Origin of the sequence: Euzebya sp., from assembly GCF_964222135.1 — a bacterium.
Taxonomy (GTDB): domain Bacteria; phylum Actinomycetota; class Nitriliruptoria; order Euzebyales; family Euzebyaceae; genus Euzebya.
In genome coordinates this window covers 26,154-51,076 of record NZ_CAXQBR010000098.1, presented here as the reverse complement: position 1 = coordinate 51,076, position 24,923 = coordinate 26,154, and the positions used below count along the sequence as shown (strand labels likewise).

The 24,923-nt window shown below is 71.1% G+C and carries 19 protein-coding genes and 2 pseudogenes; 11 read left to right on the top strand and 10 right to left on the bottom strand.

Annotated elements, in window-relative coordinates:
- Together ACEQ2X_RS21790 and ACEQ2X_RS21785 are read right to left on the bottom strand one after the other, a co-directional pair.
- Positions 1–223: pseudogene (locus tag ACEQ2X_RS21790) on the bottom strand (VapC toxin family PIN domain ribonuclease); the annotation flags it as partial.
- The gene (locus tag ACEQ2X_RS21785; RefSeq protein ID WP_370327985.1) at positions 214–435 is read right to left on the bottom strand and encodes a ribbon-helix-helix protein, CopG family; all 222 of its coding nucleotides are present in this window, start codon (positions 433–435) and stop codon (positions 214–216) included. The gene ACEQ2X_RS21785 and the pseudogene ACEQ2X_RS21790, both read right to left, overlap by 10 nt.
- Positions 436–1,073: 638 nt before the next feature.
- Between ACEQ2X_RS21785 and ACEQ2X_RS21780 the strand changes: the two genes are divergently transcribed.
- Complete coding sequence (locus ACEQ2X_RS21780; RefSeq protein WP_370327984.1) at positions 1,074–1,430, top strand: hypothetical protein; 357 nt, start codon at positions 1,074–1,076, stop codon at positions 1,428–1,430.
- The gene (locus ACEQ2X_RS21775) at positions 1,427–2,251 is read left to right on the top strand and encodes a hypothetical protein (RefSeq protein ID WP_370327983.1); all 825 of its coding nucleotides are present in this window, start codon (positions 1,427–1,429) and stop codon (positions 2,249–2,251) included. Before ACEQ2X_RS21780 ends, ACEQ2X_RS21775 begins: the two co-directional genes overlap by 4 nt.
- A 603-nt stretch (positions 2,252–2,854) precedes the next feature.
- On the opposite strand, the gene ACEQ2X_RS21770 is transcribed toward ACEQ2X_RS21775, so the two are convergent.
- Complete coding sequence (locus ACEQ2X_RS21770; RefSeq protein WP_370327982.1) at positions 2,855–3,478, bottom strand: hypothetical protein; 624 nt, start codon at positions 3,476–3,478, stop codon at positions 2,855–2,857.
- A 544-nt stretch (positions 3,479–4,022) separates the two neighbouring features.
- Here ACEQ2X_RS21770 and ACEQ2X_RS21765 point away from each other — a divergent pair.
- On the top strand, positions 4,023–7,271 hold the full coding sequence (locus ACEQ2X_RS21765) for an NERD domain-containing protein (protein ID WP_370327981.1): 3,249 nt from the start codon (positions 4,023–4,025) through the stop codon (positions 7,269–7,271).
- 169 nt (positions 7,272–7,440) lie between these two features.
- On the opposite strand, the gene ACEQ2X_RS21760 is transcribed toward ACEQ2X_RS21765, so the two are convergent.
- The 3 genes from ACEQ2X_RS21760 to ACEQ2X_RS21750 all read right to left on the bottom strand — a co-directional run bounded on the left by ACEQ2X_RS21760 (position 7,441) and on the right by ACEQ2X_RS21750 (position 10,616).
- On the bottom strand, positions 7,441–7,860 hold the full coding sequence (locus tag ACEQ2X_RS21760; protein ID WP_370327980.1) for a hypothetical protein: 420 nt from the start codon (positions 7,858–7,860) through the stop codon (positions 7,441–7,443).
- A gap of 796 nt (positions 7,861–8,656) precedes the next feature.
- Complete coding sequence (locus tag ACEQ2X_RS21755; RefSeq protein ID WP_370327979.1) at positions 8,657–10,114, bottom strand: hypothetical protein; 1,458 nt, start codon at positions 10,112–10,114, stop codon at positions 8,657–8,659.
- Entirely contained in the window at positions 10,107–10,616 is a 510-nt protein-coding gene (locus ACEQ2X_RS21750) for a sigma factor-like helix-turn-helix DNA-binding protein (protein ID WP_370327978.1), read from the bottom strand. The genes ACEQ2X_RS21755 and ACEQ2X_RS21750 overlap by 8 nt, the downstream gene beginning before the upstream one ends.
- Positions 10,617–10,754: 138 nt before the next feature.
- Here ACEQ2X_RS21750 and ACEQ2X_RS21745 point away from each other — a divergent pair, with 138 nt between their 5' ends.
- Positions 10,755–11,795, top strand: a complete 1,041-nt coding sequence (locus tag ACEQ2X_RS21745; RefSeq protein ID WP_370327977.1) for a ribonuclease E inhibitor RraB — start codon at positions 10,755–10,757, stop codon at positions 11,793–11,795.
- A gap of 224 nt (positions 11,796–12,019) precedes the next feature.
- On the opposite strand, the gene ACEQ2X_RS21740 is transcribed toward ACEQ2X_RS21745, so the two are convergent.
- Positions 12,020–12,331 carry a hypothetical protein gene (locus tag ACEQ2X_RS21740; RefSeq protein ID WP_370327976.1) on the bottom strand — a complete coding sequence of 104 codons (312 nt, stop codon included), beginning with the start codon at positions 12,329–12,331 and terminating at the stop codon, positions 12,020–12,022.
- Between the two features lie 121 nt (positions 12,332–12,452).
- On the opposite strand from ACEQ2X_RS21740, the gene ACEQ2X_RS21735 reads away from it, so the two are divergent.
- From ACEQ2X_RS21735 to ACEQ2X_RS21725, 3 genes and pseudogenes are all read left to right on the top strand, one after another.
- Complete coding sequence (locus ACEQ2X_RS21735; RefSeq protein WP_370327975.1) at positions 12,453–16,031, top strand: hypothetical protein; 3,579 nt, start codon at positions 12,453–12,455, stop codon at positions 16,029–16,031.
- A 27-nt stretch (positions 16,032–16,058) separates the two neighbouring features.
- Positions 16,059–16,232, top strand: a pseudogene (locus tag ACEQ2X_RS21730) (RHS repeat domain-containing protein); the annotation flags it as partial.
- Between the two features lie 302 nt (positions 16,233–16,534).
- The gene (locus ACEQ2X_RS21725) at positions 16,535–17,320 is read left to right on the top strand and encodes an RHS repeat-associated core domain-containing protein (protein ID WP_370327974.1); all 786 of its coding nucleotides are present in this window, start codon (positions 16,535–16,537) and stop codon (positions 17,318–17,320) included.
- 102 nt (positions 17,321–17,422) lie between these two features.
- Here the strand turns inward: ACEQ2X_RS21725 and ACEQ2X_RS21720 are convergent, their stop codons facing one another.
- A complete protein-coding gene (locus tag ACEQ2X_RS21720) occupies positions 17,423–18,001 on the bottom strand; it encodes a TetR/AcrR family transcriptional regulator (RefSeq protein ID WP_370327973.1) in 579 nt (192 codons plus the stop codon).
- 210 nt (positions 18,002–18,211) lie between these two features.
- Between ACEQ2X_RS21720 and ACEQ2X_RS21715 the strand changes: the two genes are divergently transcribed.
- Genes ACEQ2X_RS21715 through glyA form a run of 3 tightly spaced genes read left to right on the top strand, consistent with a single transcriptional unit; the run spans position 18,212 to position 22,168 of the window.
- Positions 18,212–19,840, top strand: coding sequence for an acyl-CoA dehydrogenase family protein (locus ACEQ2X_RS21715; RefSeq protein WP_370327972.1), 1,629 nt, complete (start codon positions 18,212–18,214; stop codon positions 19,838–19,840).
- 14 nt (positions 19,841–19,854) lie between these two features.
- Entirely contained in the window at positions 19,855–20,817 is a 963-nt protein-coding gene (locus tag ACEQ2X_RS21710; protein WP_370327971.1) for a crotonase/enoyl-CoA hydratase family protein, read from the top strand.
- Between the two features lie 46 nt (positions 20,818–20,863).
- Positions 20,864–22,168: a serine hydroxymethyltransferase gene (gene glyA / locus ACEQ2X_RS21705; RefSeq protein ID WP_370327970.1), complete on the top strand. Its 1,305-nt coding sequence runs from the start codon at positions 20,864–20,866 to the stop codon at positions 22,166–22,168.
- A gap of 34 nt (positions 22,169–22,202) precedes the next feature.
- On the opposite strand, the gene ACEQ2X_RS21700 is transcribed toward glyA, so the two are convergent.
- On the bottom strand, positions 22,203–23,537 hold the full coding sequence (locus ACEQ2X_RS21700; protein ID WP_370327969.1) for a flavin-containing monooxygenase: 1,335 nt from the start codon (positions 23,535–23,537) through the stop codon (positions 22,203–22,205).
- A 92-nt stretch (positions 23,538–23,629) separates the two neighbouring features.
- On the opposite strand from ACEQ2X_RS21700, the gene ACEQ2X_RS21695 reads away from it, so the two are divergent.
- The gene (locus ACEQ2X_RS21695) at positions 23,630–24,259 is read left to right on the top strand and encodes a TetR/AcrR family transcriptional regulator (protein WP_370327968.1); all 630 of its coding nucleotides are present in this window, start codon (positions 23,630–23,632) and stop codon (positions 24,257–24,259) included.
- Position 24,260: 1 nt separating this feature from the next.
- Here ACEQ2X_RS21695 and ACEQ2X_RS21690 read toward each other — a convergent pair whose 3' ends face one another.
- On the bottom strand, positions 24,261–24,866 hold the full coding sequence (locus ACEQ2X_RS21690) for a helix-turn-helix domain-containing protein (protein WP_370327967.1): 606 nt from the start codon (positions 24,864–24,866) through the stop codon (positions 24,261–24,263).
- Positions 24,867–24,923: the final 57 nt, after the last annotated feature.

Here is a 24,923-nt window from a genome sequence, read left to right as displayed (position 1 = left end):
TGGCCGGGGTCAGGAACTGCACTGACATGGCAGCCAGCGGCGGGGTCCGCCACCCGGTGCGCAGGTCCGCGCCGGAGCGGGCGGAGAAGCCGACCTCCAGGCGGGTGATCGTGGTCACGTGCACCAGGCCACGCTGGATGCGGTCAGCCCACGCCTGGGCGTCCGGACTCTCACCGAGGCGCACGAGTGCGGACTTGTCGGCGAGCCATTCGGTCACGACCAGGCGGACCGCATGATGTCGGGATCGTCAAGGTCCCTGTGGCGCTCGCTGAACGCGCGGAGGTCATCGACGCTGACGGCCCCAGCGTTGACCCGGGCGTCACGGATGAGGGCTCGCCGGAGGTACTCGGTCCGCGAGATCCCCATCCGCTTGGCGCGGGCGTCGATGGTGGAGACGACCTCGTCGGGCACGTCCCTGATCAGCACGTCTGACATCCGATGGCCTCCTCGTCGATAGCGCATGATATCGCTTCACGTGCCAGGGTGGAGCAATCCATCGTCGGTCAGCATGGGGTGGACGCACCGGATGGTGGCTGCCCGGTTCCCAGACCTACGAGAGCGGCTGCTCTCGGGCGTCTCCGCGGAAACGTCCTTGGCCTCGGAGACGGGATGAACGGCCACAGTGGCAGATCAAAGGAGGTGCTGCGGCTTCACTCACGACCCGTTGTCACCGGCACGCTGTCGCAGTCGCCATAACTCATAGGTTCACCCAGACTGCCACCTCCCGGGGGCCGAAGCTACCAACGGCAGGGAAGCCCGTTCGGCCGGCACATGCATGGACCCTGGCCGGGGGGATCGCCGGGGGCATCCGGCAAGTTCCCGAAGTAGGCGGATCGGAGGTGGACGCGCCCTACCAGCAGGACACCGGGCGTGTCGTAGCGGCTGCTACCCCCAGGAAAGGGGTGTTGGGAGGAGATCGACCCAACGGTGCTGCGAGCTGCCGGCACGATGGCTGGCTCAAGCGCGACGACGGTCCAGCGAGGATGTCCCCAAGAGCGCGCATGCATCTCTCCGTGGCTGCTCCGCCAACCCGCGCGGGAGTCATTGGCATGCCCGCGGGGTATCCCCACGCCATGGGTCGAATCTCAGAGCGGCTTGGCGAGTTCGACGACAACAGCGTGCTCTACCGAGTAGATGAGCCTGACGCCGAGACGTCCGCATGGAAGACGGCTGCTTGGGCCACGAGCAGTGCCATAGGAGTACTTGGTGCACTTCTGCTCGGGAACGTCCTCGCCGAGCCTCATGGCGAAGCCACGGCGAATCTGGTCGTCCTCTTCGGTGCCCTCTTGGTCGTCATCATCTACATGATCTGGCGACGCCAGAGGAACAAGCGCCTAACCGGATCTGCGACCACCTGGCCCACATCCAGCAGTCGGACCGACACGGACGAGCTGACCGATCGCAACGCCCAGTCATGGGAACGCACATGAAGCCGTTCTCCCTCGGGAAGAAGCGCACGGCGGCCGGACTGCAGCGCGGAAGTGTGTTCGAGATCGAGACTGATTCAGGACTTGTCTACCTGCAATTCCTAAGCCATGACGCTCTGGGCATGAGCATCTGCCGTGCCCTTCCCGGTGTGTACGAGAGAGCGCCAGAACTAGGTGAACTAGTTCGGCGGTCAGAGCTGTGGCTTCCCTGGGAACCGCTGCAATCGCGGCATCAAGAGCTCCGACACTGCGGCATCTATGCCGTGCCAGAGAATGATGTCGCAATCCGCTATCGGAGCTTCGCCCGCGCCTGGACACAGGCATTTGAGACGCAGTGGTACATAGTTGACCCGATGACGGGAGACTACGCTCCAGCGGCCGTCGATGAGATCATGGATCTTTCGCCATATGAGGCGATCGGCTTCTCAGAGATCGCAGATCGCATCAGGCGCCAGTGGACACCTCGCGATGGCGTGGCAGAGATGCACGCCATCTGGAAGCAGAAGTCATCAGAGGCACCTACGTCAACGTCAGACGAAAGGTCATCCCAGCACTCCTCGTCCAGTCGGGCATCGATGAGAATTCACCACTACATGTATGCGCGCAGCGTGGATGTGGCACAACGAGTTGCTGAAGCGGCTGCGTCGGCCATCCCCGCCAAGAGTGTTGAGGTTCAGGAGGGACCCATGGCCGGAGAGTGGGGGATTCACGTCTTCACTGAGGGCCGAGACGTTGATGTTGACGCTGAGCGACTCCAGGAGCTGGCCGCTCGAGCCGGTGTGGAGTACGACGGTCATGAGCTAGGACCACTGGACGCGGACTAAGGGCACCGGCGGCCTTGCTTTCCGCGAGATTGGTTTCATATCTGCCCGCGTGGGGCTTGGGAGCGCACCACTTCCCTGTCATGCGGTCGCCAGCAGCGCGACGCCCATGACCGCCGCGAGAGCTACCTCGACCAGCCCAATCCACCTGACTCGCCGTCTCACACGCGCATCAGTCCACGGCCTCGTCCCTGTAGCCCTGACCAATTCGGCGAAGGCCCTCCCGACCGACAGACCTAAACGATGCCTCGCAGCTTCCTGGCGATTGGTAGAGCGAAGTTGCCAGCGAATAGTCAAACGAGGCGTCAACAAGTTCAGAAGGCCATAGACCCCGATCAATCCCGTCCCGATGAGGACGACCCACTCGCCTCCGGACATCGCATTCACCGTACCAGAACACGGCGCAATTGCGGCTCCTCGAACCGTCTGCGAGTCATGGTGTATCGGCTGCTCTCAAGCGTTTCCGCGGAAACGTCCTCGGCCTCGGACATCGGCTGCTCCGCGACGTTTCCGCGGCAAGGCCGACCTTAGGGATCGCTGATCCCGGACGGACTCATGGGGACCGCGCGGATGGATTACTGGCTTCGACTCGCGTGCGGTGGCTCGTCAGGTGTCCTCGTCGGCTTCGAGCGCGGCGGCGATCGCGTGCATGTTGGTCTCCCAGGTCTGCCGGTGCATGGGTGGCAGCAGGTCGTCCCAGGAGATCAGGCACGAACCGCGGAGCTGCATCATCCCGGCAGGACGGGCGATGAGCAGCAGGTGCAGGTGCGCGGCCCCGTCACCCCATCGGTTGACGTGGACCCGTCCGACACCGGGCAGCCGGGCGATGGCACGGCTAACGCGCTGCAGCATCGGCCCCAACTCGCTAACGAGGTCGACAGGCAGGTCATCCAGGTCGTGGTGGGCGACGGGTCCCAGCCACACCTGGGCGGGAACTGCGGTCGGTCCCCCGGTGTGGTGAACCCACCAGCGTCCGTCGGTCCAGACCTCGTTGTCGCTGGGGGCGCAGACCCTGCAGTTCGTCGGGCCGTCCTCGCCCTGGCGGGGCGGCTCGGGCAGCACCGGAGGCTCCAGGACCTTCGGGGTGAGCGTGTCGACCTCGTAGGGGAAGATCTCCCACCCGGCGATCCCGTCTGGGTCCAGCACCGGCCGTTCCCCGATGGGGAGATGGCCGAGCAGATCCGGCGCGAGGGAGGGGCTGTCGGTCGGGTCCTCCGTGGGTTTATCCATTGCCAGACCCTACGGGAACGGCTGCTCTCGGGCGTTTCCGCAGAAACGTCCTCGGCATGGGAGAGCGGCTGGTCTCAGGCTCCTTCGGGAGACGGCCCGACTCTTGAGGAGGTCGGGGGCTACGTGCAAGTGGGCTGGGGCGCATCGGGAGAGCCGGGGCTCCCGTCGCCTCATGGAAGCGTCAGCAAGTCCGGGGTTGAGGTCGTTCACGCCCGCGTCCACGCGGCGGTCAAAGGTGACGTCCGCTCCTGGGTGTCCCGGCGTCGGACGGAGCCAACCAGCGTCCGTTTGGTGGGCACAGGAACTCTCCACCGGGCTGGCCCCACGCGGAGAGGAAGGGGGCCTGATCGCCGTGGGCGAGGACGATGCAGGTGGGCAGCCAGTCGATCATGACGACGTTCATGTCGTTCCGTCGTAGAACGGGTCGTGGATTAGCCATCCTCATCGGCTGCCGCCCACCTGGCTGGTTGTCGATGTCTAGCGCGGGTGCCTCGGCCATCCGGTAAGGTGGTCCGCAGCCGTCGGTGGAGGCCCACCGGCACAGATGGACAACACCCCAATCGCTGCGTTCGTTCCGCTGTACGTCGGAGACCCCGTCACCGACCCGGGCGAGTTAGCGCTCATCCACCGGCTCCGGACAGACCTTCGTGAGGCGGGCCGGGGCGCAGTGCTTCTCGCGAACTTCATCGCGGACAACAAGCGGCAGATCGACCTGCTGGTCATCGTCAACCGTGCGGTGCTGCACGTGGAGGTCAAGGCGTGGTCGGCGGAGCTGCCTGTGATCGGCACGCCGAACCAGTGGGCGCAGCAAACCCCCGACGGGCGGCTGCTAGAGCGGACTAACGCCGGCCGGCAGGCGCTGGACGCGAAATACGCGATAGCCGATGAGATGCGGCGCCTGACCCACCGGGCCGTCATCGACGGTCCTGACGTGGACTTCAAGCGGCACTTCAACGCAGCGGTGGTGATGTGGGAGCAGATCCCCGCCGGGTCACAGATCGAGCCGCCCCGCTTCGTGGAGGTGCTGGGGTACAGGGACCTGCTCACCTGGGCCACCAGCGACCAGCCCCAGACCTTCCCGTGGGGTCCAGACAACTGGGACGCCTACATCCGCCACCTGGGCCTCACCAACGCCGAACAGACGGTTGACCCGGCCCAGGCCCAGGCCGAGGCTGACATGGCGGAGTATGTCAGCCGGACCTGCCGGTCCCTAGAGCACGACCTCCGCGACTGGGTGCCGCTGCCGCTGCTCAACGCCGAGCCCGCAGGTCACGGGCCAAGGACGGCGACGCTCGACGACATCGACGCAGCGGCGCGCGCCGGCGACCACGTCGCCCTGCTCGGTCCCCCCGGCGCCGGCAAGACCCATCTGGCCCGCCACGTCGCTAGTCGCCATGCCGCCGCGGGGCGGCTCGTCGTCTGGCTACGTGCCACCGACTTCGACGGGCGTCTGTCAGACCTGCTGGCCCGTAGCATGGCGCCGTACAGCACACGCCCGTGGGCAGACCTGTGCCGCACCGCCGGGACCGCCAAAAGCGGCATCACGCTGATCGTCGATGGCGCCGAGCGGCTCCCCGAGGACCGACGCGCGGTCCTGCTGGAGCAGCTCAACGCCTGCACGCTGCGGACCCCGGCGGGGGTGCTGCTCACGGGGCACGACCTCTCACACGTCGAGACCGCCACGGCCACGACGGTCCACATCGGCCCGCCCCACGACGACGCCCGGGCCGCCCTGCTGCGCGTCCACGGGGCTGCCGATACGCGCCGGGCAGCCGGCACCTTCACCAGCCCTCACGAGCTTGCGCTCGCAGCCCGTTGCGACGCGGCCCTGCCGGCGACCGCCACGGTCACGGACCTGCACGAGACCTACATCCGTGCGGTCGCGCCCGCCGAGCCAACGCGGGCGGCGGTCCGCCACATCGCCTCGCGCATGCACGACCAACTCGTGTCGACGCTTCGGCTCAGCGACGCCATCGCCCAGCTGGAACGGCACGGGAGCAGCCCGGCGACCATCGACGCCGCGCTGGGTTGCGGGTTGCTGGACCGCCGCGGCCACCGCGTCGGGTTCGCCCACGAGCTGTTCCGCGACCACCTCATCGCCGAGTCGCTCAGCCGCAAGGCGAGCACTGCCGAGCAGTTCGTCGCCGTGCTAACCATCAACGCCAACGCGCCGCACGCCGCCGCCGCGTTGACGCTGCACGACGACCGGGACGTCGCCGCAGCGGCACTGTCGCAGCTGGACCGGACCGACCTGCTGTGCGGCGCCGTCGACGGGCACTTGGGCGACGACCTACGCCACGCCGCCGAGACGGCTATCCGGCGGGAGCTCCGCGCCTGCGCCGACAACGAGACCGCCGCCGTCTTCATCCCGCGCGACTTCCACACCAGCTACTGGTCAGGGACCCACCGGCACGGCCGGGCGCTGCTGCACACCGCCGGTCTGCGGCTCGGCCGGTTCATCGACGAAGTCCTCGAGCTTGCCGACGGCACCGATCAGCTGGTCGCCCGGCAGCTCGCCGACCTTCCATCATCGGTCGGCGGGCACGCCACATCGGAGCTGATTGGTGAGACGATGTTCGCCGGGACCGTCAGCGACAGGGCAACGGTCGGAATCGCCGAGGTGCTCCGCGGCGTGCAGATGTCCGGGCCGCAGTCGACGACGACGCCATGGGACCAGCTGATCCCTCTCAACCCATCCGCCGGGCCGGTGCGGCTCGACGTTGCGGCCCTCCACGGACGGTGGGCTCAGACCGTCGACGTCGAAGCGCTGGTCGAGCTGGTCAACCTCGCCTGGTCACACCGCATGTACCACCTCCGGCTGAATGTCCTGTGGGCCGCCCAGCAGCACGCCCAGGCCATCGACACGCCGGCCGGCCGATCGGCGATCGCCAAGGCCGTCAGCACCCTGCCGACCAACCACATGTTCCTTACGTCGACCCAGACCGAGGTGCTCGCGACGTTTGGCGCCCTCACCGGTGCGCCGCACCTCGACGACCTCGTGACTGCCATGCGGGACCTCACCGGCACCCCCGACGCGGCCGCCGTCGCCGACCAGGCACTGGACGTGCTCGGCCTGCGGTTCGAGCCCGAGGAAATCGTCGGGCCCGTCGACGAGGCGTTCCAGACCCTCGACGAACCCAGCCAGCTCGAGCTGCTGCTGCGAGCCGCTCAGGCCGACTCCTACGTCACGTCGTTCTGGGCGGCAATCTACCTTCGCGAAATCGTCGTCCGTGCCGGGCACGCCAACCCTGACCACCAGCGGCGGATCCACATGCTGCTGACCCGGCTGTTCACGACCCCGATTGGCGACACGCCCAACCCCAGCGGGGACGCGGAGTTGATGGTCACCGCCGCCCAGGCCGCCGTCACCCTCCAGCATCACCCTGCGCTTCCGGCCGACGCCGACGAGCAGCAGCGCCGCTCCCACGCCTTGCTCACTCTGCTGTCGGAGCCCCCCGACGACCTCGCCGAGAACTGCTGGGCCGTGCTGGATGGCGATCGGGCGGCGGCCGGGCGGGCTGTCATCCTGCTCGGCATGGCCATCCACGACCGCACGGGTCCGCTCGAGGACCTCATAACAGGTAACGCTGACCGAATCCGCCCGCTCCTGCACGCCGCGCTCGAGCAGCACCTGCCGAGGTTCAAGCTCAGCAGGTGCGTGCGGCTGCTCCGCCACTGCGGCGACCGCGACAGCATCGCCCTGATCAAAGCACTGCCCATGGACCTCGACCCCGAAGCAGGCCAGACGGCAGTCCACACCATCCGCCAGATCAACGACCGACTCAACTGCTGACCCGACGAGCCAACCTGACCGCACGGGCATCACGCGACTGGGCGCTATGCGCGTGGGTCGCGCCTCTGGCCGTGACCGCTGCACGTCCGTGGCGGGTTAAGGCGCGACTGGCCAACCTCGGGTATCGGCTGCTCTTCGAATCCTGTCAGTGATCCGTCAGCCTCCAGACTCACTGCGCCTGGTCGTCCAGCCAGCGGTGGACGTCGCTGGACATCGTCTGAAGCGCATCGTCTAGGTCCACTCCGAGTCGGTCAGCGATGACGATGAGTGCCCACAGGCAGTCCCCGAGCTCGTGGACGAGGGCTCGGTCGAGGTCTGCGACATCCCGTTTGCCTTCGTGTGCTTGGACGAGCTTGGCCAGATCACCGAGATCGCCGACGAGACCGAGGAGCAGGTCGGTTGTGGTCCACTCCTGGCCATAGCGGTTGCGTTCGAAGACCGCCAGCCGTTCCCGCAGCTCTTCGAAGGCGCCCTCGCCCGCCGTGGGCAGGAGCGTCTGCAGGGATTCGCCACCGGTGAAGACCGGCTCGACCTCCGCCGTTCTTGTCGGCGCGGTCACCGTCGTGCAGGACGCGGTCAGTACCAGCAACGAGCTGAGTACGAGTAGTCGGGCCCACATTGCCGTGTCAGACGTGACCTCCACGCGAGACGTTCCATGGTGAGGCACAAACCGGCCCGGGTGCTCATGGTTCCGAGCCGGCGGCAGAACGTGCCCTATCAACAGGGCGACCACGCATGCGGGAACGGCTGCTCTCCTGCCGGTGGCGGCGCTGAACTCGCCCTATCAACAGGCTACGCGCACGCCGGGGACTGGCATGCGCGGTGAAGTCGGGTGGCATGGAGCGCGTCGGGTCCAACCCAGACCGTGCGTCGACCGTCCGCGGACCCAGAGGTGCTGTGGTCATCGCCCGGGACGTCAGACCTGCGATGGCCTGCCCGACCGACTCCATGACGTCCGGCTGTGCCATCGTTCCGTCTCGGGGGTAGGACGGTCACCGCAGCACCGAGGAAGGTCAGTCATGGACGCGGAGTCGCAATGAGGTGGTGGCAGGTCGTGCTCCTCGTTGCAGGCCCCCTTGCGTTCGTCCTCGTCATGGGAGTGTTCGCATGGGCAGCGACCACGGACCGGGACCTCCGGTGGGGTGCGCGCTCGTCGGCGTGGTTGAAGCGCCACCCCGTCCTGTGGGGTGTTCTCCATGGGGCCGTCTGGGCGATCCCGGGCCCGATCTGGATGGTGCGAGGACGGACGGGCATGGCCCTGTTCTACGCGGGGGCATTCATCGCCTTCGGGGTCCTCGGGTGGTGGACCATCACTCGAGCAGCAGCGGTCGACGATCGCGAGCGGGGCTCCCCGTCGACGTAGGCCGCGGAGGAGGTCGGTGGGGTCAGCCGACGTACTCGAGGGCGGCGTAGAGCGGCTCCAGGACGCCGATCTCGATTCGGAGCGCGTCCGCGCCGTCGAGCAGGGGGTCCAGTGCGATGTCGATCGATTGTCCTGGATCGAGGCTGGTGCCCTGGGGTACGACCGTTGGACCTGGGATCCACCCTCGGGCGTCGTAGCGGCTGACGCGGACGTCGGGCAGCGTGACGTGGGGGGAGCCGGCGCTGGCGATGGTGAGCGTGCCGTTGTCGATGGCCATCTCGACGGTCTGGTCACCGGAGGTGGCGGTCGTGTGGGTTGGCAGGACGTCGGCGAGGGTGGAGAGGTCGGCGTCGGGTGGAGGGACGATAACGCGGGTCCCGATGGTGAGCGTGGCAGGCGGCTCGGACTCGCCGCGCGACACGACGGTGGCCTGCACCTCATACCAACCGGGCTCGAAGCCCTCCGCGCCGGCGTCGGGCATGACCCCGGCCGGGAACGGCCGTCCTGCCTGCAGCCCCGCGTCCGCGTTGACGCCGAACCGCTCGCTCGGTGTCGCCTGCCAGGCCTGCCCATCCCAATGGCGGGCGACGACACCGTCGGGTGGGATGACCAGCGCGCCTTGGATGGGCCGGACGACGTAGCCGAGACCCGCGCCCTCGCCGATCATGTGGCCGACCAGCATCTCTGCCGCGATGGGGTCGCCGTCCGCGTCCGTGGCGTTGGCCGTCGGCGGGACCGATGCGGGCGGCGGCTCGCCGATCGTGTCCGGGGCGGGTGTCGCGGTGGCGACCCACCCGGGCGCCTGGCGGACGAGGTCGATGGCGACCCCGTCCGTGGTGGTGAGCCGGAGGCGATCCTCGCCGACGCCGAGGAGCGTCGGCTGGCCGGTGATGAGGTCCGTCGCCCAGCGGTCCATCGCGGTCTCGTCGTCAGGGCATCCCGCGGCGGTCGAGATGACGGAGCTGACGGTGTGGATGGTTCCATCGTCGTCCAGCTCGATGGCGACGGTGCCGCCGTTGCACCCCGGATGGGTGCCGAAACCGAGCATCACATCGCCACCTGAAGGTTCGGCGTCATCGGTAGTGGGGTCCTGGAAAAGCAGGGTCAACGTGGCGTCGGGGAGGGGGGCGTCGGGGAGCTCGTCGACGGACCGGTAGGAGGTTCCGAGGAGCTCGACGGCGTCCACGGGAGCAGGAGCGGTCGTCGGCTGCGCGGCGGGCGGGGGTGTGCCCAGCTGCACCGACTCATCGGCCGGTCGGGAAACGAGCCCGACGACGGCGACCAGCAGGACGACAACCGCCGCGGCCACACCCATGACCGCCGCACCCGGCACACGCCGAGCCCGGTGCGGTCCGGCGCGGCCGACGTCGGCGACCAGGTCGTCGAGTGCGGGGGTGTCGACGTGCACGGCTGCGAGCTCGTCGCGCAGTGCCCGCGCGGTGGGGTCGCTGGCTAGTCGCGGGGATCCTGGGTCAACCATCCGTCGTCTCCTCCTGCAGCGCGCGGAGTCGGGCCAGGCCGCGCGAGGTGGCGGACTTCACTGCGCCCTCGGTGATGTCCAGCACGGTCGCGGTCTGTGCGACGGAGAGGTCAGCCACCACCCGCAGCACCACGGCGGCGCGCATCCTGAGCGGCAGCCGCGCCAGCAGGGGTGCGAGCACCAATCGGTCCGCGACCGCGTCCGAGGCGTCGGCCACTGCGACGCCCGGGCGGCGGAGTCGTGCGTGGGCACGCACGACGGCTGCGCGTCGTGCGCGACTGCGGACCTCGTTCACCACCGCCCGGTGGACGTACGGCACGACGTCCTCGAGCGGAGACCGCAGATGTCGCCGGTAGGCGTTGGTCCAGGCCTGCTGGGCGACCTCCTCGGCCTCGTGCCTGTCACCGCACAACCCGATCGCAGCCCGGACCGTGCCGGCGTACGCCGACCGGTACACGTGCTCGAAGGCAGCGACGTCTTCTGCCGCCGCCGTCTTGGTCATGCCGTCAACCACACCACGTCCACGCACACCGCCCATCGGAGGTTGCTCACGGATACGATCCCAGGGGGGCTCCGTCGCGTCCCGTCGGGCACTGGACGCCGATGGGGGTAGAAGCGAACTCGACCGTCGGGAGGGTGCATGGTCCTGCTGCAGCATGGCCGGGTGATCGAGGTTGCTACCAACGTCGGTCTGGTCTACCTGCAGTTCCTCGGTACCGACGTACTGGGCATGAGCATGTGCAGAACCTTGCCGGGCGTGCATGGACACCGACCCCGCATCCCTGAACTGGTTCGGCAACCGGAGCTGTGGCTCGCCTGGGAGCCAATCCTCCCGAACGATTCGGGACTACGCGACTGTGGTGTTCACCCTGTTCCCGACGGCGTCGCGATTCGCTATCGCAGCTATCGACGTGACTGGACACAGCCGTTCGACGCGCAATGGGGAACAGTCGATCCGATGACCGGCGTCCACACGCCGGCATCGGTTGAGTCGATCCGCGACCACTCGCCGTACGAGATAGCTGGCTACGAGGAGATCGCGCGTCGGATCCAGCAGGGCTGGACCCCGCGCGACGGCGTGGCTGAGATGCACGAGCTCTGGAGGCGGAACTACCAGGAACCGCCGACGCCCGTGCTGCCCGTTGAAGGCGCTGAGCAGTTCTCCTCCGAAATGGTCTCCCACCTCCTGCACGTCGGCGTCGACGTGGCGGAAGCGACGTTGAGGCACCTGTGGGAGTTGTTCCCGTTCGACAACGTCCGTGTCGGGTCGTGGTTGGAAGGACGTCCTCGGATGAGCGTCGTCGCACCGGCTCGTGACGCAGTCCGGGATTCGTTGACTTTGCGCGAACTCAGCCGGGCTGGCGATGTCGACTATCTGGGAGCCGTTGAAGCGGAGCAGAGGGTTGGTGGGTCGGAGTCATCTCCCACACCGATCCCTGTACATCACTTCGTGTATGCAACGAGCGCCGACGTCGCGCGCCAGTTCGCTGAATCCGTGTCGTCGGTGGTCGACGCCACGAGCGTTGACGTTCGCGAGGGTCCGAGGGCCGGTGAGTGGGGGATCCATGTCTTCACCGAAGGCGACGACGTGGACGCGGAGGCCGAGCGGTTGGAGGAACTGGCCGCTCGAGCGGGAGTGGAGTACGACGGGCATGAGGTGGGACCGTTGGGATCGGGCTAGCCGTTGGCCGGCCCCCGGCCCGCACCTACCCACCCGAAACGACCGGAAGCGACGCCTCCGAGGACCAGCATCCGCTAGGATCGATGATGCGGAGGCCATCCCGTCCTCCGCATCAAACCAAGGCATCCACAGCCAGTTCTTGATGACCGAAAAGGTCTCTGACCAGGCCTTTTGTGTGCGGGGGTCGCCGGTTCGAATCCGGCCGTCCCGACCAGATCCAGCGGTCAGGTGACGGCCCCGTCCTCTCGTGGGTCGGTCCGATCCAGGTCCGTCAGGGCGATGACTTCGGCGGTTGTCAGCGTCGCCCCGTGCACGATCAGCTCCTCCAACCCGCCCGGGTCGTCGACGAATGCCGCGATGACCTGAGCCCGGGTGCTGGCGATGCCCGGCAGCGCCCTGCCGTCGCCCATGTCCGCGCTGGTCAGGACCGCCTGGACTCGACCGAGGACCTGCGCGGCCCGGCGTCGGTGTCCCAGTCCGAGCAGCAGGTGCGCGACGACGGTCGTCCCGTCCGCCTCCGCCATCGGGGCGTGCACGCCACTGGAGGCGGCCGGGCGGTTCCTGCCCGAGGACGGGGATGTCACCGTCACCGTCGACGTCGCGGGCCGGTCGTCCGTCCACCAGCTGCGTCCCGAGGACGCCGGCACCGACTTCGCCATGACGTTCACGTACGACGGGCTCGACGCCTACGGTCGACCCACCCTCGGCGCCCAGCCCGCCCGGGTCACGATCAGCTACCCCGTCGAGTACACCTACCGGATCACGCGGGGCACGTGGGAGTGCCGCCAGTGGGAGCGCCAACACCCGGGCTGCCGCGTCCGGCGCACCGAGGTCCGGCGGACCTACACCGAGCAGGTCGTCCACGACGTGGTGCTGCCGGCGGTGCGCGATGCCCGGGCGGAGGGCATCGGCGGGTGGACCCTCGACGTGCACCACCGCTTCGACCCCGTCGCGCGCGTGCTCGAGCGCGGCGACGGAAGCCTCCGCGCCGCCGAGGTCCTCGCGGTGGGCGGCATCCGCCGGTTCGCCGCGGTGGAGGGCTCCGCTGCCGCCGACGCCCTCCCGGACGGCTCGGTGCTGGTGGCCGACCCGCAGGATGACGTGATCCGGCGCATCGCCCCCGACGGCGCCACGGTCGAGGTCGTCGCCGGCGTGCCGCAGGACGTCGCCGGGTTCGCACAGGAGGACGCCGACGGCACGGCCCTCGCGACGGAGGTGGAGCTGGAGGACCCCGTCGCGGTCGCGGTGACACCTGACGGCGGGTTCGTCATCGCGGAGGAGGGAGGGCGGGCGGTCCGCCGCGTCGCGCCCGACGGGACGATCACCACCGTGGCGGGGGACGGGACGATGCCCGGATCCGACGACGGGACGCTGCTGCCCGGGGAGCCCGAGGACGGCGCTCCGTTCGTCACCGCCAACGGCGACTTCGGACTCGGGACGTCGGGTGCCATCGACCCGACCGCACTGGCCGTGACGGCCGACGGCGTCGTGCTCGTCGCCGATCGCTGGCAGACCGCTGACGGGGTCGCGTGGGTGCTCCGCGAGATCTCGACCGGCGGGGTGATGCGCACCATCGCCGGGGACGGCACCACCTGTGCGCCCGGCGACTGTGCCGCACCCGACGAGGTGCCCGCGGGGACCGTCGTGGCGCGCAACGCGCCCCTCCCGCCCATCCGCGCCCTCGCCGTCCGCCCCGACGGCGCCGTCCTTCTGGCGGTGGGGGAGGACGAGGGGTCCGGGCGCGTCCTCTCACTCGACACCGCCGGGGTCCTCACCACGGTCGTCGGCGGGGGCACGTGCGAGCCCGGTCCCTGCTCGTCGCTCGACGATGGCACCGGGGTCCCGGCCACCGAGGTCTCGCTGGCCACCGTCAGCGACGTCGAGGTCGCGCCCGACGGGCGCCTGTTGGTCGTCGACGCGGGACACGGCCGCACGTACGTGGTCGACGTCGACGGGACGCTCACCACCTTCGCCGGAGGGGGCGAGCAGTCCGCCGGAGGGGCGCCCGTCGGGACCCCGCCCACCCAGGTCCACCTCGACACGAGCACCGCCATCGCCATGCCCGATGGCGCCGTCCTGCTCGTACGGGCCGACCAGGACTGCCTGCCGTCCGAGCTGCGGGCGCTCCCACCAGGCGCTGGGGGTGACGCCGTCAGCGTCCCGACCGCGGTGGCCGTCCTGGCGCTCCTGGCCGTCGCGTCCCTGGCCCTGTGCCTGCGCACCGGCGTCGCGGAGCCGCGCCCGATCGGCACGACCGTCCTCGGGGTGGTCGCGGTGGCAGCCGTCGCCGTGGCCGCGCTGCTGGTCGTCGCACGCGCCGCACCCGCGGTCGCTGCCACGGGGTGCCAGGAGTTCGAGGGAACCGGCGACGCGGACACCGAGCTGTTCCGCGTGACCCCGGCGCTGCCGGGCTACGGGGCGGAGGAGGTCCTCATCCCGAGCGACGACGGCCGGGAGGTCTACACCTTCGACGCCGAGGGACGGCACCTGACCACCCGGCTGGCCCGCACGGGCGAGGTCGTCCGCACCTTCGCCTACACCGACGGCCTGCTGACAGCCGTCACCCAGCACGACCTCGTGGGGGAGGGGACGACGACCACCATCGAACGGGATGCCGACGGACGCGCGACCGCGGTCGTCGGACCCTTCGGCCAGCGCACCGAGCTGGTCACGGGATCATCCGGCTACCTCACCCGCGTCACCGACCCCGCGGGCGGCGCCGTCGCCCTCGAGTACGACGACGACGCCGACCCGGCGCCCGAGACCACGGGGGGTGGCCTGCTCACCGCGATGGTCGACCCCGTCGGCGGCCGGCACATGTACGAGTACGACCCGACGGGCCTGCTCGTCGCCGATCGCGACCCGGTCGGCGGCGTCACCCTGCTCGCCCGCACGGTCTCCGACACCGGCAGCGACGTCGTCCTCACCACCGCGGAGGGTCTCCAGACCGTCTACTCCCAGCGGGTACTGCGCGGTCGCTCCACCAGCACCCTCGTGGACCCCGCCGGAGCGATCACGACGACGACGGCCACACCTGACGGAACCCGCACGACGGTGCAACCCGATGGCACCACCATCGTGCAGCGCACCGCCGCCGACGGCCGGTTCGGCATGGCCGCGCCCGTCGACCGCGAGACGACCGTGACGAGCCCGGACGGGCTCACCACCACGACGACGGTGTCGCGCGGGACGGACCCGCCCATCCTCGACGACCCGTTCGGGCTCGAGGTGCTCACCGAGATCGTGACGACCAACGGACGGACGACCACGGGCACGTGGACGCGCACGCGGGACGGCGACGGCGAGCCCGCCGGCGGCCAGACGGTCCAGACCTCCGCAGAAGGGGTGCAGCGGACCACCGTCGTCGACCAGCTCGAGCGCCCCACGTCCGAGATCCCGGCAGCCGGGGTGGCCCCCACCTCCTTCGCCTACGACGCCGACGGCCAGCTGGCGTCCGTCACCCGCGGCGACCAGTCCTGGACCTACGCCTACGACGCGCTGGGTCGGCGCGAATCGAGCACCGACGCGCTCGGACGCACCACCCGGTGGGTCCACGAGGCCGCCAACCGCGTCGTCCGCACCGAGATGCCCTCAGCCGACGGGCCCGACGTCGGGCGCGTCATCGAGGTCGACCACGACGCCGCCGGCCGGCAGATCGGGCTCACCACCCCCTCGGGGGCGACGTTCGACCTCGACGTCGATGCCGTCGGGATGCGCACCGCCGCGACCCCGCCCGCGACCGGCACCTACCGCCGGACCTACGACGAGGACCACCGGCTGGTCGAGCGGTCCCTGCCGTCAGGGGACGCGATCACGCAGTCCTTCGCCGCCGACCGACCAGCCGGGCTGACCTACCCGGCGGCGACCATCGACTTCGCCTACGACGACGAGACGGACCGCCCGGCGTCGATGAGTCGCGACCCGGCGGTCGGCCCGGCCCAGGTGATGGCCCACGGCTACGACGGCGGGCTGCCGACGTCGTTGGTCCTGAGCGGCGCGGCCGAGGCCGAGGTCGACTACGCCTACGACGCCGACCGGTTCCTCACCCGGCTGCAGCTCGCCGCCGGCGGCGCCGAGGTCGACTGGTTGATCAGCCGGGACGCAGACGGTCAGCTGACCGGTGTCGGCGACCTCGTCCACGAGCGCACCGGACCGGGCAGGGCCCTCGGCGCCGTCACGGCGACCGACGGGATGTCGGTGACGTTCGGCTATGACGCGCTTGCGCGCCAGGTCTAGCGGACCGCGACGGTCGGCGGTGTCGGCGTGGCCGACAACGCGGTGACGTTCGACGCGGCCGGGCGCATCGCCTCCCGGACGGTGCAGATCGCGGATGCCGCGCCCCGCACGCTGACCTACGGCTACGACGCCGACGGGCAGCTGGTGACCGTGACCGATGGCGGGGACGTCGTCGAGGCCTACGCCTACGACGCCGACGGGGCGCGCACCACCGCCGAGCGGAGCAGCACGGCGGGCGGCCAGCCGCGTCGCACCGACGTGGTGCGCGGCGACGACACCTTCGAGTGGTCTGCCGTCGGTGAGCTCCTGCGGGCCGTGGTCGACGGCACCGAGGTCACCTACGCCTACGACGCGCTTCACCGCCGGGTCGCACGGACCGCGGGCGGCACCACCACGACCTACCTGTACGCCAACCCCTCCGACGCCCTCCAGGTCTCCGGTTCCGTCGGGCCCGACGGGGTGCTGACGATCTACCGCTACGACGACGACGGGTTCTCGTCGCCATGGACCGCCACGTGGCCGGCGACGTCGAGCGGTCCGTCGTCGCCGTCGACCAGGTCGGCACGCCGATCGCGGTCCGGCCGGTGGACGGCGACACGACGACGCCGCTGCCGGCCAGGGACGTCTGGGGGATGGCGTTGCCGGGCGAGACGCCGGTCGAGGTGCCCGGGCTCGTGCTCGGCTTCGCCGGCGGGATCGAGGATCCCCTCACCGGTCTGGTCCGCTTCGGCCACCGCGACTACGAGCCCCTCACCGGGCGGTGGATGGCTCGCGACCCGCTCCTGCTCGACGGCGGGCAGGTCGACCTGTACGCCTACGTCGGCGGTGATCCGGTCGCCCGCCGCGATCCCACGGGGCTGATCTGCTTCGGGTTCAGCGCCTACGGCGGCGTCGGCGGCGGCATCTCGCTGTGCCTCGACAGCGACGCGGTCTCCCTGTGCGGTGAGGTCGGGTTCGGTGCCGGAGGCGGCTTCGCGCTCTCCAACGAGGGCGCGCAGGACGACGGCACCGCGATCTACGTCGAGGGAGGGGTGGAGTGCGGCCCCGCGGCCGGCACCGGCCACGTCCGCCTGGACTCCTGTGGGCGGTTGGACGGTCGCTTCCAGGGGCAGCTCGGGCCGTTGGGCGGGCAGACGTCGGTGGACCTGTCGACCGGCGAGGTGGTCGGCACCAACATCAGCGCCAACGCCCTCGGGTCGGAGAACGCGATCGCCGATGTGGTCACCCGCTCGGCGCGCTGCAGGCTGGGTGGCCGCGTCGCGGGGGAGGTGTGCGGGCGGTTGCCGTGATCGTGCAGGTCGGGTCTCCCCCGTCGGTGGAGGGGTAGCGTCCGCAGCCACGACGCTGGAGGTGTCAACATCGTCGGCTCGCACGACTGACGACCACGCGGGTCAGGCGTCCCCCAGCGCCCGTCGGGTGAACGCCATCAGTTCCTGGAGGTGAGCCGACAGGTCCGGATCCACCGCGTCCGGCGAGGTGGGTCCCACGAGCGCTTCACCCAGCGCGCCCACCAACGCGGCGGCGGAGAGGTGCGGGTCCTGTGCGGGCAGGCGGCCGGCCGCCACGCCCGCCGCGATGCGGCCGGCGATGCCGTCGCGGTAGCTGCGCCGGAACGCCAGCCGCTCGGCCTCCACCAGCGGGTCGACCGGCTCGGCGATGAGCGCCCACGCCAGCCGGGGCGCGGCCAACGCCCGCGCGCAGAACGTGCGGACCCACGCGAGCACCTGCGCCACCGGGTCGTCGTGGGCCGCCGCGGCGGCCTCGGCCGCCCGGATCTCGCCCTCGCAGACGGTGCGGAACACCTCGACGAAGAGCTGGCCCTTCGAGGGGAAGTGCCGGTAGAGCGTGCTCGCCCCCGTCCCGGCTCGCTCGGCGACGGCGGCGACGCTCGCGGCGGCGTACCCGCCCTCGCGGACGACGTCGTGGGCGGCGGCGACCAGGCGATCCCGGGTCGGTGCGGTCGTGATCACGGCGGGAACGGTACCGGGCGTGGCCCACCGTGCGCCCACGGGGCGATGGCGGGTCGGTTGAGGGCGGAGGCGAGTCCCGCGAGGCACCCGTGGGTCGATGGCGGGACGTCCAGGCGCGGCAGGGACCCCGCGAGGCGCCCGTGGGGCGATGGCGGGCCGCCCGCCCGGCAACCGCTTGCGAATCCGGATTCGCAGGCGCATGATCGGGCCATGACCACGCTCCCCGCCGACCAGACGAGCCGTCCCGAGGTCCGCGAGGTCCGCAACCAGCCGCCCGACCTCCGGCCCTACAACGCGTTCACCGCCGACGTCGCCCTCGTCGAGGGCGTCGCGCGGGAGGGCGCGGCCTGGGACCACGACCACCTGGTCGAGATCGGGGTCCTCGCCGGCAGCGAGGAGTCCTGGGACCACTCGCGCCGCGCCGAGCGCAACCTCCCGGTGCTCCACCCCTACGACCGGTTCGGCAACCGGGTCGACGTCGTCGAGCTCGACCCGTCGTGGCACCACCTGCTCGGCACGGCGATCGCACATGGGATGCACTCGGTGCCCTGGACCGCGCCCGAGGGCGGGCACGTGGCCCGGGTCGCCCGGTTCGGCCTGTGGAGCCAGGTCAACGCCGGCGTGATGTGCCCCGTCTCGATGACCACCGCGGTCGTCCCCGCGCTCCGCAGGGCCGCGCCCCACCTGGCGGAGGAGTGGGAGCCGGCCCTCACCCGCACCGACTACGAGACCGTCGCGCTCAGCGGGATGGCGATGACCGAGCGGCAGGGCGGCTCGGACGTCCGCGCCAACGTCAGCCGGGCCGAGCCCCTCGGCGGCGACCGGTACGCGATCTGGGGCCACAAGTGGTTCTGCTCCTACCCGCCGTGCGACATCTTCCTGGTGCTGGCGCACACCGACGCCGGCCTGTCGTGCTTCCTCGTCGAGCGCGGACCGGGCCTGGAGTTCCAGCGACTCAAGGACAAGCTGGGCAGCCGCTCCCTCCCCTCCTCCGAGGTCGAGTTCCACGGCATCGAGGGCCGGCTCGTCGGCGAGGAGGGCCGCGGGGTCCCCGCCATCATCCAGATGGTCAACCAGACGCGGATGGACTGCATCATCGGCGCGGTGGCCGGGCTGCGCTCCGGCACCACCCACGCCGTCCACCACACCCGCCACCGGACCGCGTTCGGCAGGCGGCTCGCCGACCAGCCCGCGATGGCGAACGTCCTGGCCGACCTGGCGATCGAGTCCGAAGCCGCCACCCACACCGCGCTGCGCCTCGCCCGCGCCTACGACGCCGGTGACGTCGACGCCGGTGAGGCGGCCTTCCGGCGGCTGGGCACGGCGATCGAGAAGTACTGGATCTGCAAGCGCTCCGCCGCCCACGCCGCGGAGGCCCTCGAGTGCCTGGGCGGCAACGGCTACGTCGAGGACTCCGGCATGCCGCTGGTCTACCGCGACTCGATCCTCAACGGCATCTGGGAGGGGTCGGGGAACGTCGCCGCCCTCGACGTCCTCCGCGCCATGGCCAAGTCGCCGGAGGCGGTGACCGCGTTCATGGCCGAGTGCCGCCTCGCCGAGGGGGCCGACGCCCGCCTGGACGCCCACCTCGACGCCGTCGAGGCCCAGGTCACCGCGCTGTGGCGCACCGAGGACCCGCAGGACGTCGAGTACGGCGCCCGCACCCTGGTCGAGGACATGGCCGTGGCCCTCCAGGCCAGCATGATGGTCCGCCACGCGCCGGCAGCCTCCGCCGACGCGTTCTGCGCCGGCCGGCTCGGCGACGGCGGCCGGGTCTACGGCACCCTCCCCGCGGGCCTCGACACCGCGGCGATCATCGACCGGGCCCTCGCGGTCTGACCCGCCCGACCGCCGTGCCCGCCGACCCGACCCACGCGCCGTACGAGACCCTCACCTACGACGTCACCGACCGGATCTGCCGGATCACCCTCGACCGGCCCGAGCGCGGCAACGGCCTGACCGCCCAGCTGATCGGCGAGCTCGCCGCCGCCGTCGAGCAGGCCGACCTGGACCCGGCCGTCCACGTCATCCTCCTCGCCGGCAACGGCAAGGGGTTCTGCGGCGGCTACGACCTGGTGGAGTCAGCCGAGGGGACAGCCGGAGGGGGCACATCCCTCGGCCAGCCCCACGGCGACGCGCCGCCTGGCTCAGCCCTCGACCCGGCGGTCATCGCGGCCAACCACGACCCCTCCCGCACCTGGGACCCGATGGTCGACCACGCGATGATGAGCCGGAACGTCCGGGCGTTCATGACCCTGTTCCACGCCCAGACCCCCGTCGTCTGCAAGGTCCACGGGTTCTGCGTCGCCGGCGGCACCGACCTGGCCCTCTGCAGCGACCTGCTCGTGATCGCTGCCGATGCCAAGATCGGCTACCCGCCGGCACGGGTGTGGGGATCGCCGACCACCGCGCTGTGGGCCAGCAGGATCGGCCCCCAGCGGGCCAAGCGGCTGCTGTTCACCGGCGACTCGCTGTCCGGGACCGAGGCGCTCGAGTGGGGCCTCGCGATCGAGGCGCCGCCGGCAGACGAGCTCGACGCCCGCGCCGACGCGCTGTGCGCGCGGATCGCGCGGATGCCCCGCAACCAGCTGGCGATGATGAAGCTGCTGGTCAACACCCAGGTCCACGCCCAGGGCTTGCACGCCACCCAGGTGCTCGGAACCGTCTTCGACGGCATCACCCGCCACACGCCCGAGGGGTACGCCTTCGCGCAGCGGGCTGCCGAGGCCGGCTTCCGACAGGCGGTCCGCGAGCGCGACGAGCCGTTCGGCGACCACGGCCCCCGGACCTCCGGCGTGGCCACCGACGAGGCCTGACGCCCGCGATGCGGGACGGTGGCCCCGTCCGGTGCATCATGCGCCCATGCACCGCACCGCCGCCGCCGCACGCCCCTGGCTGTCACCCACCGCCCAGGCCCGGGAGGCCGAGATCCTGGCCGGCCTGCCGACGGGCAGCGACGCGATCGCGACGGCCGTCGACGAGCTTGCCGCGGAGAGCGACCGGATCCACGTCGAGGAGTGCGTCAACCTCAACCCCGCGACCAACGTGATGAACCCGGCCGCCGAGGCGCTGCTGTCCTCGCGGCTCGGGACCCGGCCGTCCCTCGGCCACCCCGGGGAGAAGTACGAGACGGGCCTCGAGGCCATCGAGCAGATCGAGGTCATCGCCGCCCACCTCGCATGTGAGGTCATGGGGACGACCTACGCCGAGGTGCGGGTGCCGTCCGGATCGATCGCGAACCTGATCGCGTTCATGGCCACCTGCCGCCCGGGTGACGCGATCATCGTCCCCCCGCCCGCCATCGGCGGGCACGTCACCCACGACCGAGCCGGTGCCGCCGGGCTGTACGGCCTCGAGATCCACCACGCGCCGATCGACGCGGCCCGGTACACGATCGACGTCGACGGTCTCGCCGACCTGGCCGAGCGGGTCCGTCCTGCGCTGATCACCGTCGGCGGCTCCCTCAACCTGACCCCGCACCCCGTCGAGGCCATCAGCGACGTCGCCCGGGCCACCGGTGCGCGCGTGCTGTTCGACGCCGCGCACGCCTGCGGGATGCTCGCGGGGCAGGTGTGGCCGAACCCGCTCGCCCAGGGTGCCGACCTGATCACGATGAGCACCTACAAGAGCCTCGGCGGCCCGCCGGCCGGGCTGGTGCTCACCGACGACGCCGACCTCGCCGCCCGCATCGACGCGGTCACCCACCCCGGCCTGACCGCCAACTTCGACGTGGCCAACACCGCGGCGCTGGCTGTCGCCCTGCTCGACTGGGTCGACCACGGCACCGCGTACGCCCAGGCGATGGTCGACACCGCCCGGACGCTGGCGGACGCGTTGGCGGACGCCGCGGTGCCGGTCTTCACGACCACCGAGGGGCCGACCACGACCCACCAGCTCGCGATCCACGCCGACCGGTGGGGCGGCGGGCAGGCCACCGCAGACCACCTCCGCAGGGCGAACGTCCTGGCCAGCGGCATCGGGCTGCCGACGGGGGAGGGGCTGCGCCTCGGCACGCCCGAGGTCGTCCGGTGGGGCATGGGTCCCGACGACATGGCCGAGCTGGCCGGGTTGATCGCCGAGGCGCTGGACGGCGACCCGACCGCCGTGGAGGCGCGCACCACCGCCTTCCGCAGCCGGTTCACCCAGCTGCACCACATCCGCGGCTGAGCCGCAGCGCGGACCCGACGCTCAGACCGGCCGTTCAGACCCGGGCGGGGGAGGGGTGGGGGGCCTCGCAGGTCCGCCACGGGCCCAACCCGATCCGGCTGCGGACCTCGTCGAGGACCCGGTCGTAGGTCTCGGCCTCGACGTAGTTCGCGTGCCGGGGCGAGTCGACGTAGCGGTGGCCGCCGCGCAGGTCCGGGTGGTGGGTGCGCCGCAGCGCGTCGGTGCGGGCGCGTCGCGGGTCGTCGGCGTCGAGGGCCAGCACGCCGGCGACGAGCTGGGCCATCCGGTCGAAGTGGCCGTAGGCTGCCGAGGCGAACTCGATCATCCCGACCACCGCGAGCGACGGGACGTCGCGCGGGAACAGGTTGAGGTACAGGTCCGACCGGCCGTGGCGCCACGCCAGCACGCCGGGGTCGAGGAACGGGATCGCGTGGTGGTAGCCGGTCGCCAGCAGCACCAAGTCGGCTTCCACCCGCGAGCCGTCGGTGAAGACCACCCCGTCGCCGTCGAGCCGCGCGACGTCGGGCTTCGCGGTCAGGTCCCCGTGGGAGAGGTGGTGCAGGACCACGGTGTTGACGATCGGGTGGGTCTCGAGGACGTGGTGGTCGGGGGCGGGTAGGCCGTAGCGCTCGGGCCGCCCGACGACGACGCGGAGCAGCGCCTCGAGGGCCCAGGTCTCCACCCGGTGGGGGATCGGGAGGGGCGGCGGGTCGGCGACGATCACGTCGGTGGGCACGCCGAACAGGTGCTTGGGGATGAACCAGTAGCCGCGCCGCAGGCTCAGCACGGCGTGGTCGGCGCGGACCGCGGCGTCACAGGCGATGTCGACGCCGGAGTTCCCCCCGCCGACGATCACGACCCGCCGTCCCTCGAACTCCACGGGGTCGCGGTAGGTCACGGAGTGGCGGATCTCGCCGTCGAAGTGGCCCGGTAGCTCGGGGACGTTCGGCTCCCACGTCACCCCGTTGGCGCAGACGAGGGCGTCGAACGCCTCCTCACCCTCCCCCGTGGTGATGGTCCAGCCCCCCTCGGGGGCGGGGGCGGCGTGGTGCACCGCTGCCGAGAACCGGATGTGGCGACGCAGGTCGAAGGCGTCGGCGAAGGAGCGGATGTAGGTGAGGATCTCGCGGTGGTCGGGGTAGTCGGGGTAGTCCTCGGGCATCGGGAAGCCGGGGAACCCCGACTGGGTGCGCGAGGAGATGAAGTGCGCCGACTCGTACATCGGTGACCCCGGCGCGTCGATGTCCCAGATCCCTCCCACGTCGGGGTTGCGTTCGAGGACGACGGGTTCGAGACCCTCGGCGCGCAGGGCGCGTGCGGTCAGCAGCCCGCTCGGCCCGGCGCCGACGACGGCGACTCTCCTGGACATGGCGACCTCCCGTGCGACAGGACGTGACAGTTCCTCACGTCTTCTAGACGTGAGCGTGTGTCACGTCAAGGGCTGCGTGCGAGGATCTGCGCATGTCCGCGTCCGAGGAGGCCAGCGTCCGCCGCCTGCCCGAGCAGGGCCGGAGCCGTGCTCGCGTCGAGCGGATCCTGGACGTCGCGGCGGAGCTGATCGCCACGACCGGCGTGGACGCGATGACGATGAGCGGGCTGGCGGAGGCCGCCGAGGTCTCACTGCCCTCGGTGTACCGCTACTTCCCGTCGAAGCAGGCGATCGTCGCGACGCTGGTCCAGCGCTACGCGGCGCGCGTCCGCGAGCAGCTGGCGGCGACCATGACCCCGCCGTCCTCGCGAGCGGGGGCGAGGGCCGCCCTCGGCGAGGCCATGCGGGCCTACTGGGCCCTGTACCGCAGCGACCCGGCCTTCGCGGCGGTGTGGTCCGCGGCGGTGGCGGACCCCGCCCTGGTCGATCTCGACGTGCAGGACAGCCGCCGGAACGGCGCGCTGCTGGCGAGCGCGCTGCGGGGTGTCGTCGACGACGACGCGGCGGATGATCTCGACCGGCTGGCGTTCCTCGCGAGCCACCTCGCGGGAGCGGTCGTGCGACTCGGCGTGCTGCTCGACGCGGACGAGGCCGACGCGCTCGTCGGCGCGGTCGTGGACCGCGTCCTCCCCGCCCTGCTGGGCGTGCAGGGCGAGGGCTGACTCATCCCTCGTCGGCGTCCGGCCGGGGGAGGGGCATGTCGCCCTGGTCGCCGACGATGATCCACATCGAGAACGTGGCGGCCCCGTCCCCCGCGCTCTCGTAGCGGTGGGGCTCGTGGGCCTCGAAGACGATCACGTCCCCGGCGGCGAGGTCGACGGTCCGGTCCGCGATCGTGACGGTCAGGGCGCCGCCGTCCACGTGCACGGTCTCGCGGGTGCCGCGGGGGTGGGGGGCACCGCCGAACCCCTCGCCCGGCTCGAGGCGCCAGCGCCACAGCTCGATGCCCATCGGCGGGTCGGTGCCGATGAGGAGCTCCGCCCGGCTCCCCGCGGGCGTGCTCCACAGGACGACCGCGTCCGCGGTGCCGCGGTGCTTGACCAGCGGGCCCGCGGGACGCTCGAGGAGGGTGGCGAGGCCGACGCCCAGGGTCTCGGAGAGGGCGCAGAGCGTCGCGACCGACGGGTTGGAGCGGTGCTGCTCGATCGCGACGATCGTGCCCTTCGACAACCCCGACGCCGTGGCGAGCGCGTCCTGCGACCAGCCGAGCGCCTGGCGGAAGCGCAGCACGTTGGCGCCGATGACATCTGCGAGCTCCTCGACGTCCACCGCTGTGCCTCCGGTTCATCGGACTGTGCCGGTGGCGCATTCCACTTGCCTAGAGCA

What these genes read in the sequence shown, in the direction of transcription:
- ACEQ2X_RS21785 (WP_370327985.1), bottom strand. Translation starts at nt 435, where the DNA reads ATGTCAGACGTGCTGATCAGGGACGTGCCCGACGAGGTCGTCTCCACC.
- ACEQ2X_RS21780 (WP_370327984.1), top strand. Translation starts at nt 1,074, where the DNA reads ATGGGTCGAATCTCAGAGCGGCTTGGCGAGTTCGACGACAACAGCGTG.
- ACEQ2X_RS21775 (WP_370327983.1), top strand. Translation starts at nt 1,427, where the DNA reads ATGAAGCCGTTCTCCCTCGGGAAGAAGCGCACGGCGGCCGGACTGCAG.
- ACEQ2X_RS21770 (WP_370327982.1), bottom strand. Translation starts at nt 3,478, where the DNA reads ATGGATAAACCCACGGAGGACCCGACCGACAGCCCCTCCCTCGCGCCG.
- ACEQ2X_RS21765 (WP_370327981.1), top strand. Translation starts at nt 4,023, where the DNA reads ATGGACAACACCCCAATCGCTGCGTTCGTTCCGCTGTACGTCGGAGAC.
- ACEQ2X_RS21755 (WP_370327979.1), bottom strand. Translation starts at nt 10,114, where the DNA reads ATGGTTGACCCAGGATCCCCGCGACTAGCCAGCGACCCCACCGCGCGG.
- ACEQ2X_RS21750 (WP_370327978.1), bottom strand. Translation starts at nt 10,616, where the DNA reads ATGACCAAGACGGCGGCGGCAGAAGACGTCGCTGCCTTCGAGCACGTG.
- ACEQ2X_RS21745 (WP_370327977.1), top strand. Translation starts at nt 10,755, where the DNA reads ATGGTCCTGCTGCAGCATGGCCGGGTGATCGAGGTTGCTACCAACGTC.
- ACEQ2X_RS21735 (WP_370327975.1), top strand. Translation starts at nt 12,453, where the DNA reads ATGACGTTCACGTACGACGGGCTCGACGCCTACGGTCGACCCACCCTC.
- ACEQ2X_RS21725 (WP_370327974.1), top strand. Translation starts at nt 16,535, where the DNA reads ATGGACCGCCACGTGGCCGGCGACGTCGAGCGGTCCGTCGTCGCCGTC.
- ACEQ2X_RS21715 (WP_370327972.1), top strand. Translation starts at nt 18,212, where the DNA reads ATGACCACGCTCCCCGCCGACCAGACGAGCCGTCCCGAGGTCCGCGAG.
- glyA (WP_370327970.1), top strand. Translation starts at nt 20,864, where the DNA reads ATGCACCGCACCGCCGCCGCCGCACGCCCCTGGCTGTCACCCACCGCC.
- ACEQ2X_RS21700 (WP_370327969.1), bottom strand. Translation starts at nt 23,537, where the DNA reads ATGTCCAGGAGAGTCGCCGTCGTCGGCGCCGGGCCGAGCGGGCTGCTG.
- ACEQ2X_RS21695 (WP_370327968.1), top strand. Translation starts at nt 23,630, where the DNA reads ATGTCCGCGTCCGAGGAGGCCAGCGTCCGCCGCCTGCCCGAGCAGGGC.